Annotated in this window: 8 protein-coding genes and 1 pseudogene; 5 read left to right on the plus strand and 4 right to left on the minus strand. The window is 71.9% G+C overall.

The features are described 5' to 3' along the window. Positions 1–350: 350 nt before the first annotated feature. The 3 genes and pseudogenes from CDO52_RS18585 to CDO52_RS18595 form a co-directional block, all read right to left on the minus strand. The gene (locus CDO52_RS18585; protein ID WP_017618125.1) at positions 351–4,073 is read right to left on the minus strand and encodes a hydantoinase B/oxoprolinase family protein; all 3,723 of its coding nucleotides are present in this window, start codon (positions 4,071–4,073) and stop codon (positions 351–353) included. Between the two features lie 233 nt (positions 4,074–4,306). Continuing rightward, complete coding sequence (locus tag CDO52_RS18590; protein WP_017618124.1) at positions 4,307–5,230, minus strand: hypothetical protein; 924 nt, start codon at positions 5,228–5,230, stop codon at positions 4,307–4,309. Between the two features lie 482 nt (positions 5,231–5,712). After that, positions 5,713–6,954 (minus strand): annotated as a pseudogene (locus CDO52_RS18595) (PucR family transcriptional regulator). A gap of 341 nt (positions 6,955–7,295) precedes the next feature. On the opposite strand from CDO52_RS18595, the gene CDO52_RS18600 reads away from it, so the two are divergent. From CDO52_RS18600 to CDO52_RS18620, 5 genes are all read left to right on the plus strand, one after another. Next, positions 7,296–8,177 carry an ACP S-malonyltransferase gene (locus CDO52_RS18600; RefSeq protein WP_017618122.1) on the plus strand — a complete coding sequence of 294 codons (882 nt, stop codon included), beginning with the start codon at positions 7,296–7,298 and terminating at the stop codon, positions 8,175–8,177. Between the two features lie 2 nt (positions 8,178–8,179). After that, positions 8,180–9,133 carry a beta-ketoacyl-ACP synthase III gene (locus CDO52_RS18605; protein WP_026125692.1) on the plus strand — a complete coding sequence of 318 codons (954 nt, stop codon included), beginning with the start codon at positions 8,180–8,182 and terminating at the stop codon, positions 9,131–9,133. Positions 9,134–9,226: 93 nt separating this feature from the next. After that, positions 9,227–9,466, plus strand: a complete 240-nt coding sequence (locus CDO52_RS18610; RefSeq protein ID WP_017618120.1) for an acyl carrier protein — start codon at positions 9,227–9,229, stop codon at positions 9,464–9,466. Between the two features lie 185 nt (positions 9,467–9,651). After that, positions 9,652–10,887, plus strand: coding sequence for a beta-ketoacyl-ACP synthase II (gene fabF / locus CDO52_RS18615; RefSeq protein ID WP_017618119.1), 1,236 nt, complete (start codon positions 9,652–9,654; stop codon positions 10,885–10,887). Positions 10,888–11,074: 187 nt separating this feature from the next. After that, complete coding sequence (locus CDO52_RS18620; protein ID WP_017618118.1) at positions 11,075–12,523, plus strand: acyl-CoA carboxylase subunit beta; 1,449 nt, start codon at positions 11,075–11,077, stop codon at positions 12,521–12,523. Between the two features lie 434 nt (positions 12,524–12,957). Here CDO52_RS18620 and CDO52_RS18625 read toward each other — a convergent pair whose 3' ends face one another. Next, entirely contained in the window at positions 12,958–13,740 is a 783-nt protein-coding gene (locus CDO52_RS18625) for an SGNH/GDSL hydrolase family protein (RefSeq protein WP_094932576.1), read from the minus strand. Positions 13,741–13,823: the final 83 nt, after the last annotated feature.

A 13,823-nucleotide genomic window follows, 5' to 3' on the forward strand; every position in this document is an offset into this window, starting at 1 on the left:
TGATCATCGGCAAATGAGCCGACGCCTATCGAATGGCGGAAGGCCCCTCACGCGAAACGAAAAGACAGCGGTCCGGCCGGTCGAACAGTACCGATCTGGGCACCCGCAGCTGTCCGGATCCACACCCGATGCCAGTCCAGGCCGTGGGAGGGCGCTTTCCCGTCCCCGGGGCCGCCCACTCCCGCCTGCCGGCCAGCAGGGGCGCGCCACCCCCCCTGGCCTCGGTGCCGCTTTTCGCCCCAGGACGCCGGAGGGGTGGAACGGGCCGACCCAGCGGACCTGCGGCCGCCCCTCGGTAGGGGAACCTGTGGCTCGCTCCCAGCCTCCGTCGGCGTCGGTGCCGCTGCCGGTCAGGCGTCGGAGGGTGGTCGGCCGTAGCCGCCCCCGCCGGGGGTTTCGATGACCAGGATGTCGCCTGGGCGCATGTCGACGGAGTCGCAGCCGTCGAAGAAGTCGACCGTGCCGTCGGCGCGTTGCACGCTGTTGCGGCCCAGGGCGCCCGGTGCGCCTCCGGCAAGGCCGTAGGGCGGACGGCGGCGGTGCCCGGTGAGGGTGCTGACGGTCATCGGTTCGAGGAAGCGCATGCGGCGGATGGCGCCGTCGCCCCCGTGCCATCTGCCGGCTCCGCCGCTGCCGCGTCGGATCCGGAACTCTTCGAGCAGTACGGGGAAGCGCCACTCCAGGACCTCGGGGTCGGTCAGGCGGGAGTTCGTCATGTGGGTCTGCACCACCGGGGCGCCGTCGAAGCCCTCTCCGGCGCCCGAGCCCGAGGAGACGGTCTCGTAGTACTGGTACCGCTCGTTGCCGAAGGTCACGTTGTTCATCGTGCCGGAGCCCTCGGCCTGGACGCCCAGGGCCGCATACAGGGCGCCGGTGATGGCCTGGGAGGTTTCGACGTTTCCGGCGACGACCGCGGCCGGGTAGACCGGGGAGAGCATCGATCCCCGGGGGATGATGAGGCGCAGCGGCTTCAGGCAACCGTCGTTCAGGGGAATGTCGTCGGCCACGAGCGTGCGGAAGACGTAGAGCACGGCCGCGGTCGCCACCGACGACGGTGCGTTGAAATTGGTGTCGAGCTGTGCCGACGTCCCGGTGAAGTCGATCGTCGCGCCGCGCCCCTCGCGGTCCACCGACACACACACCTCGATCACCGCGCCGGAGTCCATCTCGTAGCGGAAGTGGCCGTCGTCGAGGGCGTCGACGACGCGGCGGACCGCTTCCTCGGCGTTGTCCTGGACGTGTCGCATGTAGGCCTGCACGACGTCCAGGCCGAAGTGGTCGATCATCTTGCCGACCTCCTCGACGCCCTTGGCGTTGGCGGCGATCTGCGCGCGCAGGTCGGCGAGGTTGGTCTCCGGTGCGCGCGAGGGGTAGGGCGCCTCGGTGAGCAGGCGCCGGGTCGCGTCCTCGCGGAACTCGCCGCCGCGCACGAGCAGGTGGTTGTCGAAGAGGACGCCCTCCTCGTGGACCTCGCGGCTGGTCGCGGGCATCGAGCCGGGGGTGATTCCGCCGATCTCCGCGTGGTGGCCGCGGGAGGCGACGAAGAACAGGACGTCGCCGCTGTCCGGCCCGACCCGCCCCGCCGGTTCCGTCCCGGCGGTGTCGAACACCGGTGTCACCACGGTGATGTCGGGCAGGTGGGTGCCCCCGTGGTAGGGGTCGTTGACCGCGTAGACGTCGCCGGGCCGCATGTCTCCGGCGTTGCGGCGGATCACCTCCTGGATGGTGGTGCCCATCGACCCCAGGTGCACCGGCATGTGCGGGGCGTTGGCGATCAGGTTGCCCTCGGGGTCGAAGAGCGCGCAGGAGAAGTCGAGGCGCTGCTTGATGTTGACCGACTGGGCGGTGGACTCCAGCCGCGCGCCCATCTGCTCGGCGATGGACATGAAGAGGTTGTTGAAGATCTCCAGCATCACCGGGTCGGCCCGCGTGCCCACCCCGGCCTCGGCGCGTGCCCGGACCCGTTCGACGAGCAGGTGTCCGGTCTCCGTCGCGGTCGCCCGCCAGCCGTCATCGACGACCGTGGTGGCGTCGGCCTCGGCGATGATCGCCGGGCCGGTCACCTGCTGTCCCGAGCGCAGGTGCGACCGCTGATAGAGCGGGGCGTCGCGCCACGCGCCGTTCGCATACAGCCGGACCGTCGCGGGGTCGGGCGACGTCGTGGGTGCCCCGGGTGGGTGCGCGTCAGTGGTGTGGCCCAGGTGGCGCAGGTCGGGCTCGTCGGTGCGCCCGACCGCCTCTACCGTGACGGCCTCGACGATGAGCGGGCGGTCCATGAGGAACGAGTAGGTGCGGCGGTGCTCGGCCTCGAAGTCCGCGATCATCGCCTTGGTGTCGGCCAGGTCGACCTCGACCGCGGTATCGGTGCCGTCGTAGCGCAGCCGCGCCCTGCGCTCCACCCGGATGCGCTCCTCGGGCACGTCCTCGTCCATCAGCTCCGCGGCGGCCTGCTCCGCGAGCCGATCGGCGAGCGCACCGATCGTCGGCAGCTCCTCCTTCCGCAGCGGCGCCTCCACCGACTGCTCGCGCATCGCGGTGGTGTCGGCCAGGCCGATCCCGAGTGCGGACAGAACACCGGCCATCGGAGGCACGAGCACGGTGGAGATGCCCAGGGAGTCGGCCACCGCGCAGGCGTGCTGTCCGCCCGCGCCGCCGAACGTGGTGAGCGCGTAACCGGTGACGTCGTGGCCCTTCTGGACGGAGATGCGCTTGACAGCGTTGGCCATGTTGGCCACGGCGATGTGCAGGTACCCCTCGGCGACCTGCTCGGGCGGGCGCTCGTCACCGGTCGCGCGCGTGATCTCGGCGGACAGGTCGGCGAAGCGCCGCCGCACCGTCTCGGCGTCGATGGGCTGGTCGCCGCCGGGACCGAACACGCGGGGAAAGTGCGTCGGCTGGATGCGACCGAGCATCACGTTGGCGTCGGTCACGGTCAGCGGCCCTCCAGCGCGGTAGCAGGCGGGGCCGGGATCGGCCCCGGCCGAGTCGGGGCCGACGCGGTAGCGGCTGCCGTCGAAGTGCAGGATGGACCCTCCGCCCGCCGCCACGGTGTGGATGTCGAGCATGGGCGCGCGCAGTCGCACCCCGGCCACCCGCGTGTCGAGCACCCGCTCATAGGCCCCGGCCCAGTGCGACACGTCGGTGGACGTACCGCCCATGTCGAAGCCGATGATCCTGGAGAACCCCGCCATCCGCGACACCCGCACCATGCCGACGATGCCTCCGGCCGGGCCGGAGAGGATGGCGTCCTTGCCGCGGAAGTGCCCGGCCTCGGTGAGTCCGCCGTTGGACTGCATGAACATCAGCCGCACCCCGCGCATCTGTGCGTCCACCTGGCGGACGTAGCGGCGCAGCACGGGCGAGAGGTAGGCGTCCAGTGTCGTGGTGTCCCCTCGCGACACCAGCTTCATCAGGGGGCTGGTCTCGCTGGACAGCGAGACCTGGGGGAAGCCGATGCGCTCGGCCAGCGCGCCGATCGCGCGCTCGTGGGCGGGGTAGAGGTGGCTGTGCATGCACACGATGGCCACCGCGCGGATGCCATCGGCGTAGGCGCGCTCCAGTTCGGCGGCGAGGTGATCGAGGTCGGGGGCGCGCAGGACGGTGCCGTCGGCGGTGACGCGCTCCTCGGTCTCGATCACGCGCTCGTGGAGCGGCTCCGGCAGCACGATGTGCCGGTCGAAGATGCGCGGGCGGTCCTGGTACCCGATACTCAGCGCGTCGGCGAACCCGCGGGTGATCACCAGGGCGGTCCGCTCGCCCTTGCGTTCGAGGAGCGCGTTGGTGGCGACGGTGGTGCCCATCCGGACGGATTCGACGGCGAGATGATCGCCGTCGGCGTCCGCCGGTTCGGGGGAACCGTCCCGGGGCGCAGGCGCCGCGTCGGTGCCGGGGATCGGCGCGTCCGGACCGAGCCCGAGCAGGACGCGGATCCCGGCGACGGCGGCGTCGCGGTCGTGTGCGGGACTCTGCGACAGAAGCTTGTGCGTGACCAGCTGTCCGTCCGGCCGCTGGGCGACGATGTCGGTGAACGTGCCGCCGCGGTCCACCCAGAACCGCCAGCCTCGTGCGGGCACACCGCTCCCCTTTCCACCCGACTCCTCTGCGTCACGGTGTTCCCGGGCGACGCGCCGTGTACGCCTCAGGGCGAAGGGCCGTGCGCGTGAGGCAGGGGTGATCGCGGTGAACGGTGATGGGGGCGACGGGAGATGTCGTGAAAGCCGTGGGGGGACCGGGGCGTGCGCCCCGGTCCCCCCACGGAGTGGTCACGGCCGCACGGACCGGGTCGGCCCGTGTCAGCTCCCGCTCGTTACCTCCGGGTCTTGGGCCGCCGATTGCCGCCGCGCCCCTGGCGGGCCTTGCGGCGCAGCGCACCACCGCTGCGCAGGACACGCCGGGCCGTCACCGACACGGCCGGGAGCTCGAAGCCGGGGATCAGCTGGCCCGGCTCCGGCTTGGGCTCGCTACTGGTAACGGCCAGCCGCTCGGGAAGATCGGCGCCGGGCTCGATGCCGGAGCTGTTGGCTGATGTGGTGGGGACGTCTGCGTCCGTGGTCGCTGCGGCATGGTCCGCCGGGTCGTCGCCGGCCCCGCCCTCGGCCGACGCCGCCGCGGGCTGCTCCTGTCGCCCCTCGGCAGCGGCGCGCAGCGCCTCCCACACGCGGTAGCGGGCCTCCAGCTCGGTGGCGATGGGCCACTCCACCGGCGCCGGCTGGGCGAGCGCCGCCCACAGGTAGGCCTTGGTGCCCCACGCCTCCATGGCGCGCCGTGCCCGGGTGATGGTGAAGAAGAGCGGGGAGGCGAGCACCAGCTGCGGCCAGGCCATCGCCAGTGCGACCAGGAGCGGGAGCATGCCTCCGCCGGCGATGGACGCACCCGCGCCGACCGCGACGGGGGTGAGCGCCAACGCGATGCGCAGCGAGGTGATCTGCCGGAAGCGGTGCAGTGAACGGCGCACCGACGCCTCGGCCGACAGTCCTTCGGGCAGCGGAGTCGGTTGCACGACGATGGCCAGCAGCAGTGCGGCGACCGCGACGGACCCCGAGAGGAGGATCATCCAGCCCGACGCCGACAAGCTACCGCCCACAAAGATCGCGACCAGGGCGAGCACGGGTAGGGGAACCGGAAGGAAAAAGATGACCTGGCGGGTCAGCTGTCCCGATTCTGTCGGTTCTCGGACCATTTCCAGCCATCTGCTGTACAGCTTCTCCACGCCCTCGCCGAAATCTGCCATGGCACCCCCAAACCTCATGCGCCGATACCTCCTACGCAGGGGATCCCCCGAGCCGACGCGGCGGTCGGCGTCTATCCACACCGACTGGAGAGGAAAGCCGAATTTCGCTTCAGCCCGTGAACACCCACTCACGGGTCACGTTATCCGCTTTTCGGCCCTCTATTCACCATCGCCCGATATTCCCCCGCCGAATGTAGACGCCTGTGCTTCGCTCCCGGTTGACACCGGCCTCGCACGATTCGCGGAGGTTCGCTCACATCGGCATCTACCTGCGATGTTCCATCCTGTCAGGACGAAGACATCCGCTTCGGTGGCAACGTCCCGTCTCCACGCGCGGTTCCCAGTTACGGCGTCCGATTTCGCGGATTTTCGCCCCGTCACGATCCGGCATGTCAAGCGCTCGGAGCTCCCCGCCGCACCGCCCGTCCCGCCGCCGCTTCTCGCCGACCCTCGGTCGCGGTCCGCACGGCCGCGACCAGCGGCTACGCCCCGGAGGCCGCGCCCTCCGAGAGGCGCCCGAGCGTCACCGCGATCCGCAGCACGAAGGAGCCCCGGCCGTCGGCGGGGACATGCCCGGTGAGTTCGGCGATCCGGCTGAGCCGGTAACGCACCGTGTTGGGGTGGACGAACAGCATCCGCGCGGTGGACTCCAGTGAGGAGGCGTACTCGAGGTAGACCGAAAGCGTGTCCAGAAGGGGCGAACCGGCGTTGCGCAGCGGCAGGTAGATCTCCTCCACGAGCTGGCGCCGGGCCGCCTCGTCCCCTCCAGCGCCCGTTCGGGCAGCAGGTCCTCGGCGAGCACCGGGCGCGGGGCGTCCGGCCAGGCCACGGCGGCCCGCAGCCCGTTGACGGCGGCGGCCGCCGACTCCCGGCCGCGCGCAGGTCGGCGACGGCCGGGCCGACGACCACCGGCCCGGGCCGAACATCCCGGTGAGCGGCTCCACGGCCGCCATCGGGTCGGAGTCCCCGGCGTACCTCTCGTTGACGCCGATCACCACGATGACGCGCTGCCCCTGGACCCCGGCGAGCACATCGTGCCCGGCCCGGCGGGCGACCGACCGCAGATCTTCCAGCAGGCTCGCGTCCTCCTGGTCGCCGAGTCCGCCGGCGACGGCGAACACGGGCGTGCGCGACCACCCCAGGGCCGCCGCCCAGGTCTGCAGCCCCTCCTCGCGGTCGCCGTGCAGCAGGGCGTCGACGATGAGCGCCTCCAGCCGCGCGTCCCACGCTCCGCGCGCCTCGGCCGCGCGGGCGTAGATCTTGGCCGAGCTGAACGCGACCTCGCGGGTGTAGCGCAGCACCGCCTCGCGCAGCTGCTGCTCGCCTCCGGGCGCGGCGAGCTCGTCGACCTGGTTCTCGACCACGTCGATGACGACCCGCAGCATGTCCACGGTCTGCTGCAGCGTCACCGACCGGGTGAGTTCGCGCGGGGCCGTGCCGAACACCTCGACCGTGATGGCGGGGCGCCCCTTGCCCGACTTCTTGAACCACTCGACGAACGCCGCCACACCCGACTGCGCCACCAGGCCCACCCAGGACCGGTCCTCGGCCGACATCTGGCGGAACCAGGACAGTCGGCTCTCCATCCGGGCCACGGCGGCGGTGCCGAGCGTGCCCATGGCACGCTCCAGCCGCCGCGCGGTCTCGGCCCGCACCTGGGGGTCATCGCCGGAGGGACGCGCCTGACCGGCCGGTTCGTTGTGTTCAGTGGGTTCGGTGGTCACATTTCCTAGAGTGTCATCAGCCCGGTGCGGCGAGGGACACCGCATCCACGAGTGCCGGGTACGGCCCGCGCGGACGGGCGTGGTGCGCCGGTTCTCGCGTGCCCCTGCGGGGCCTCCCACCCCTACCGAGCGGTCACAACGTGACGCGTTCCACCACATTCGCCCCACCCGCGCGTCTCATTGTAGGGATCCCACAAAAGGCATCTTGGAAACTTCGTGGCTCCCGCCATCATTCTGGTGATCTTCCACAGGGCAGTGTGGATGTCGTGCTTGTAATCGTTGCTCCCGGCCAAGGCGCCCAGGTCCCCGGCTTCCTCACTCCCTGGCTCGAACTCCCCGGCATGTCCGAGCGTTTCGAGCAGTGGTCCGAGGTCGCCAAGATCGACCTGGCGCGCTACGGCACCACTGCGGACGCGGACGAGATCCGCGACACCGCCGTCGCCCAGCCGCTGCTGGTCAGCGCGGGCCTGGCGGCCGCCATCGCGCTGTTCGGCGACCTCGCCAAGGCCCCCGACGCCATCGACGCCGTCGCCGGGCACAGCGTCGGTGAGTTCACCGCCGCCGGTATCGCCGGTGTGCTGAGCTCCACCGACGCCCTGGCGCTGGTCGCCGAGCGCGGCCGGGGCATGGCCGAAGCCGCGGCGGCCACCACCACCGGTATGACCGCCGTCCTCGGCGGCGACCGCGACGAGGTCCTGGCCGCCATCGACGCCGCCGGGCTCACGCCCGCCAACGACAACGGCTCCGGCCAGATCGTCGCCGCCGGCACCACGGAACAGCTCGCCGCCTTCGCGGAGGAGCCGCCCGCCCGGGCGCGGCTGCGCTCGCTGTCGGTCGCCGGTGCGTTCCACACCGGCCACATGGCCCCGGCCATGCAGCGTGTCCGCACGACCGCCGACGGGATGAGACCCGTCGACGCCCGCACCCGCCTGCTGTCCAACCGCGACGGCGCGGTGGTCGGCGACGGCCAGGACTACCTCGACCGCCTGGTCGCGCAGATCAGCTCGCCGGTGCGCTGGGACGCCTGCACCGAGACCCTCATCGAGCTCGGTGTCACCGCCCTGATCGAGCTGCCCCCCGCGGGCACGCTGACCGGCCTGGCCAAGCGGTCGATGCGCGGCGTCGAACGCCTCGCCATGAAGACGCCCGACGACCTCGACGCCGCCCGGCAGCTGATCGCGGACCACGCCGGACGACCGGCCTCCGACCCGGAAGGTCCCTGATGATGAAGCAGTCGCCCATGGCCCCCGGGGCGCGGATCCTCGGCTTGGGCGAGTACCAGCCCAGCAACATCCTCACCAACGACGACCTCGCCCGGCGGGTCGACACCTCCGATGAGTGGATCCGCAGCCGCGTCGGCATTAGCGAGCGCCGCATCGCCGGCCCCGAGGACACCGTCGAGAGCATGGCGGCCGTCGCCGGCGGCAAGGCGATCGCCGCCAGCGGGATCGCCCCCGACGACATCGACCTGGTGATCGTCGCGACCTGCACCCAGACCGACCAGATCCCCAACGCCGCCGCCACCGTCGCCGCGCGGCTGGGGATCAGCGCTCCCGGCGCTTTCGACGTCAACGCCGCCTGCGCGGGGTTCTGCTACGCGCTGGGGGTGGCCGCCGACCAGGTGCGCGCCGGGTCGGCCCGCAACGCGCTGGTCATCGGCTCGGAGAAGCTGTCCGACTGGGTCGACTGGACCGACCGCTCCACCTGCGTCATCTTCGCCGACGGCGCGGGCGCGGCCGTGGTCAGCGCCTCCGACGCCCCGGGCATCGGCCCGGTGGTGTGGGGCAGCTCCGGCGAGCGGGCCGACAAGATCTACCTGCGCGACAACAAGTACCTCTACCAGGAGGGCCAGGCGGTCTTCCGGTGGACCACGACCGAGCTCCACGACGTGGCGCTCACGGCGATGGAGCGCGCCGGGGTGGACCCGGGCGAGCTCACCGCCTTCGTCCCGCACCAGGCGAATCTCCGCATCGTGGAGTCGATCGCCCGCAAGCTCGGAGCTCCGCAGGCGATCATCGCTCGCGATATCGTCACTGCGGGCAACACCTCCTCCGCCTCTATCCCGCTGGCGCTGTCGCGCATGCTCGAGCGCGGAGAACTGCCATCCGGCAGCACGGTGCTGACCCTGGGATACGGCGCCGGCCTGACCTACGCGGCACAGGTGCTGGAGATTCCCTGATCCTCCGTGGACACCGGCCTTCGGCGTGCGCGCCCGGCCCCCACGGCGAACGTTTCATCGCATCGCAGTAGTACTCACAAAGGAGCGACCCCAATGGCTCACACCGAGCAGGACATCCTGGCCGGCCTCGGCGAGATCATCGACGAGATCGCGGGCGTCCCCGCGGCTGAGGTCACCGCCGAGAAGAGCTTCGTCGACGACCTCGACATCGACTCCCTGTCGATGGTCGAAATCGCCGTCGCCGCGCAGGACAAGTTCGGGGTCGAGATCCCGGACGACCAGCTCAAGGACCTCAAGACGGTCCAGGACGTCATCAACTTCATCCAGAAGTAGCGCAGGAGAGATGTCGGGGCCGACGTCACGACGTTGGTGCCCCGCGCCCGCCGGTCCACCCCCCGCCGGCGGGCCCCGTCCCGCCTCGCCCCGCGTCCGCACCCGGACGCCGCCACCCACCCGACACCATTCCCCGCCGCGACCCCGCCGGGGATCGACCTACGAGACGAGAGGGCGATAGGCCGATGAGTACCACCGAAGTCGTCGTCACTGGCCTGGGCGCCACCACCCCGCTGGGGGGTGACGTCCCCACGACCTGGTCCGCCCTCCTCGAAGGTCGGTCGGGCATCACCGAACTTCCCGAGGAGTGGAAAGAGCAGCTCCCGGTCCACTTCGCCGGTCAGGCCGTCGTGGAGCCCGCGGAGAAGCTGCCCCGCCAGCGGCTGCGCAAGCTCGACCGCACGCAGCAGTTCGCGCTGATCGCCGCGCAGGAGGCGTGGCAGCACGCGGGCGCCCCCGAGGTGGACCCCGTCCGCCTGGGCGTCGTCGTCTCCAGCGGCATCGGCGGCATCCTCACCATCCTGGAGCAGTACGACACCTTCCGCGAGCGCGGCTGGAAGCGCGTCTCGCCGTTCACGGTGCCGATGCTCATGCCCAACAGCCCGGCGGGCGCCGTCGCCCTGGAGTTCTCCGCACGGGCCGGCGCGCACGCTCCGGTGAGCGCCTGCGCCTCCAGCTCCGAAGCCATCGGGGACGCCATCAGAATGATCCGCGACGGCCGCGCCGACGTGGTCATCGCCGGTGGCACCGAGGCCGCGCTCCACCCCCTGAACATCGCGTCGTTCGCATCCATGCGGGCACTGTCGACCCGCAACGAGGACCCGCAGCACGCCTCGCGCCCCTGGGACGTCAACCGCGACGGGTTCGTCCTGGGCGAGGGCTCCGGGATCATCGTGCTGGAGTCGGCCGAGCACGCCGCCGCGCGCGGCGCCCACGTCTACGCCGTGGCCGCGGGTGCCGGGTACACCGACGACGCCCACGACATCGTCCAGCCGGACCCGGAGGGCGTCGGGCAGGCGCGCGCCATCACCCAGGCGCTGGCCGACGCCGACCTCAAGCCCAGCGACATCGCGCACATCAACGCGCACGCCACCTCCACACCGATGGGCGACGTCGGCGAGACCATCGCCATCCGCGCCGCCCTCGGCGACGCCGCGGACCAGGTGGCGGTCACCTCCACCAAGTCCATGACCGGACACCTGCTCGGCGGCGCGGGCGCCGTCGAGGCCATCGCCACCATCCTGGCCCTGCACGAGGGCGTGATCCCCGCGACCACCAACATCGAGGAACTCGACCCCGGAGTGCAGGTGGACATCGTCCGGGACAAGCCGCGCGACCTGCCGGCCGGACCGCTCGCCGCGATCAACGAGTCCTTCGGCTTCGGCGGCCACAACATCTGCACCGTCTTCCGCCGCCCCTGATCCGTCCCCTCCCGGTGGCCGATGCCGGGGACCGCACCGGCCACCGGGAGGCGGACCGCTACGTCAGAGCCGCGCCGACATCCGCCGACGGCGACCGACCGCGCGGGGGACCCACATCCGCGGACGGGCACCGGCGGCTCAGAACCGATCCACCATCGACCGCTTCCACGAGAAGGAGTCGGCCCTCATGACCGTGACCGACAACAGAGTGGCGGGGGCGCCAGCAGCGACCACCGCACCCACCGAATCCGAGGACCCGCGCACGCCGCGGCTGCGGCTCGCCGCGTTCTTCGACGAGGGGTCGCTGCGGCTGCTCACCGCCGAGGACGACAGCGCCGCGCTCGCCGCCCTCGGACGGATCAACGGCATGCCCGCCGTCGCCTTCGCCAACGACGCCCGCATCCAGGGCGGGGCCATGGGCACCGCCGGATGCGCCGCGATCGAGGTCGCCTACGAGCACGCGGTGCGCGAGCGGATGCCCGTCATCGGGCTGTGGCACTCCGGCGGCGCGCGGCTCGCCGAAGGCGTGGAGAGCCTGCACGCCGTGGGCCGCGTGTTCGCGGCGATGACCAGGGCCTCGGGCGTGGTCCCGCAGATCTCGGTGGTGCTCGGCGCGGCCGCGGGCGGCGCCGCCTACGGTCCGGCGCTGACCGACATCGTGGTCATGTCCGAGCGCGGCAAGGTGTTCGTGACCGGACCCGACGTGGTGCGCAGCGTGACGGGCGAGGAGATCACCGCCGAGGAGCTGGGCGGCCCCGACGCGCACGGGCGGCGCAGCGGCGTGGTGCACCTGACCGCGCCGGACGACACCGCCGCCATGGTCAAGGGCCGCGAGCTGGCGCTGCTGCTGGGCCATCAGGGCCAGATGCGCCCCGACGACATCGCCGACGCCGACCTGAGCGACGTTCTGCCGGAGTCGCCGCGCCGCGCCTACGACGTCAAGCCGCTGGTGAACCGCGTCCTGGACGCGCCGATCGGCGAGGGCTCGATCGAGCTGCAGGCCAAGTGGGCGCCGAACATCGTCACGGCGCTGGGCCGCCTCGGCGACCGCACGGTCGGTGTGATCGCCAACAACCCCCTGCGGCTCGGCGGGTGCCTGGACTCCAAGTCGGCGGAGAAGGCGGCGCGCTTCGTCCGGATGTGCGACGCGTTCGGCGTTCCGCTGGTGGTCCTGGTGGACGTGCCCGGCTACCTGCCCGGCGTCGGCCAGGAGTGGGACGGCGTGGTCCGCCGCGGCGCCAAGCTGCTGCACGCCTTCGCCGAGGCCACCGTGCCGCGGGTGACCCTCGTGACGCGCAAGTCCTACGGCGGCGCCTACATCGCGATGAACTCCCGCTCGCTGGGTGCCACCCGGGTGCTGGCCTGGCCGACCGCGGAGATCGCGGTCATGGGCCCGGTGGCCGCGGTGCGCATCCTGCACCGCAAGCAGCTCGCCGCCGTCCCGGAGGAGGAGCGCCCGGCGCTGGAGCAGCAGCTCGCCGCAGAGCAGGAGAAGAAGGCCGGCGGCCTGGATCGGGCCCAGGACCTCGGGGTGGTCGACGAGGTGATCGACCCCGCACGCACCCGCTCCGCCCTGGCCCAGGCCATCTTCACCGCCCCCGCCGCCCGCGGCGCACACGGCAACATTCCGCTGTAGATCCCACTACAGCCCCCCAGGCCGAGGCCGCCGGAGGCCGTCATCCGGTGTTGGAGAGGGATATCGGAGGACGCCCGGTACGGCTCGGTAAGGGCCGCACCCGCTCACGCGGGTGCGGCCCTTTGTGTTGGAGGGGGATGGTGCCCTGTCACCGGTGATCGCGGGGAGTCCGCGGAGTCCGCCCGGTTTGTCGGACGAGCCCTCCCGTGCCCGTTGGCGAACAGCGGACCAGCCAGGTGCCGTGTCGCCCGTCCCTGAGGCCGTGTTTCTTGCATGCTTTGTTTCTTGACTGCTTTCGGGCAAGCGAGCGGCCGTCCTGGGCAGCTCTCGCACACCGCTTCACGAAGTCAACCCAGGTCGGCTTTACGAGTGGAGCGGCACAGCGAACGTCGTTCCGGACGGCCGCGAGCCCGGAATGATGCGAAGAACACGGCCTAGGACAGGTGCCCGTGGTCGTCGACCACGTCACCGTTCAGTTCGGTGAGCTCGGGGCGCTTGGGCAGGCGGCCGTCGCCCGACGAGCGGCCCAGGGCGCGGCGGCTGAGCCAGGGGACCAGGTGTTCGCGGGTCCACCGCAGCGTCTCCCGGCGGCGGAGGATGCGGGGCAGCTGCGGCGGCGGGGTGTCCCACGGGCGCTCCCAGATCTCCCGCGGCCCCATGGGGGCGCCGAGGATGTCGGCGATGCGTGCGGCGACGATCCGGTGGCCGGCGGCGTTGAAGTGCAGTCGGTCCACGCTCCAGGCGCGCGGGTCGTTGAGCGACTCCATGGACCACAGGTCGACGATGTCGCTGCCGGTCCGCTCGGCGATGGCCCGAAGGTGCATGCTGAACACCGCGATCCGGCCGCGGTAGGCGCGCAGCACGGGGATCCAGCCGGTGTCGTGGCCGGAGAGGATGACGGTGCGGATCCCGGCCGCGTGCATCTTGCGGATGCCGCGCTCGAACTCCGCGGCGAGCTCGTCCAGGTCGGTGCCGGGACGCAGGACGTCGTTGCCGCCCGCGTGCACGGTCACCAGGTCGGGGGCGCCGGCCAGGGTCTGGTCGAGCTGCTCACCGAAGATGTGCCGCATGCGGCGCCCGCGCACCGCGAGGTTGGCATAGCGGAAGTCGGGGGCGCCGTCGGCGAGGTGGGCGGCGAGCCGGTCCGCGAATCCGCGGTACTCGCCGTCGGGGCCGGGGTCGTCGAGACCTTCGGTCAGGCTGTCCCCGATCGCCACATATGAGCGAATAGCCGACGGGCTCTCCGGCAGAGAGCCTCGATGGGGATTCATCTCCAGGTCAGTCACGTACAACCAATCGT

The organism is Nocardiopsis gilva YIM 90087 (assembly GCF_002263495.1).
Classification (GTDB): domain Bacteria; phylum Actinomycetota; class Actinomycetes; order Streptosporangiales; family Streptosporangiaceae; genus Nocardiopsis_C; species Nocardiopsis_C gilva.

Bases quoted from the DNA above. Each gene is read 5' to 3' on its own strand.
- CDO52_RS18590 (WP_017618124.1), bottom strand. From the start codon at position 5,230: ATGGCAGATTTCGGCGAGGGCGTGGAGAAGCTGTACAGCAGATGGCTG.
- CDO52_RS18600 (WP_017618122.1), top strand. From the start codon at position 7,296: ATGTCCGAGCGTTTCGAGCAGTGGTCCGAGGTCGCCAAGATCGACCTG.
- CDO52_RS18620 (WP_017618118.1), top strand. From the start codon at position 11,075: ATGACCGTGACCGACAACAGAGTGGCGGGGGCGCCAGCAGCGACCACC.
- fabF (WP_017618119.1), top strand. From the start codon at position 9,652: ATGAGTACCACCGAAGTCGTCGTCACTGGCCTGGGCGCCACCACCCCG.
- CDO52_RS18610 (WP_017618120.1), top strand. From the start codon at position 9,227: ATGGCTCACACCGAGCAGGACATCCTGGCCGGCCTCGGCGAGATCATC.
- CDO52_RS18605 (WP_026125692.1), top strand. From the start codon at position 8,180: ATGAAGCAGTCGCCCATGGCCCCCGGGGCGCGGATCCTCGGCTTGGGC.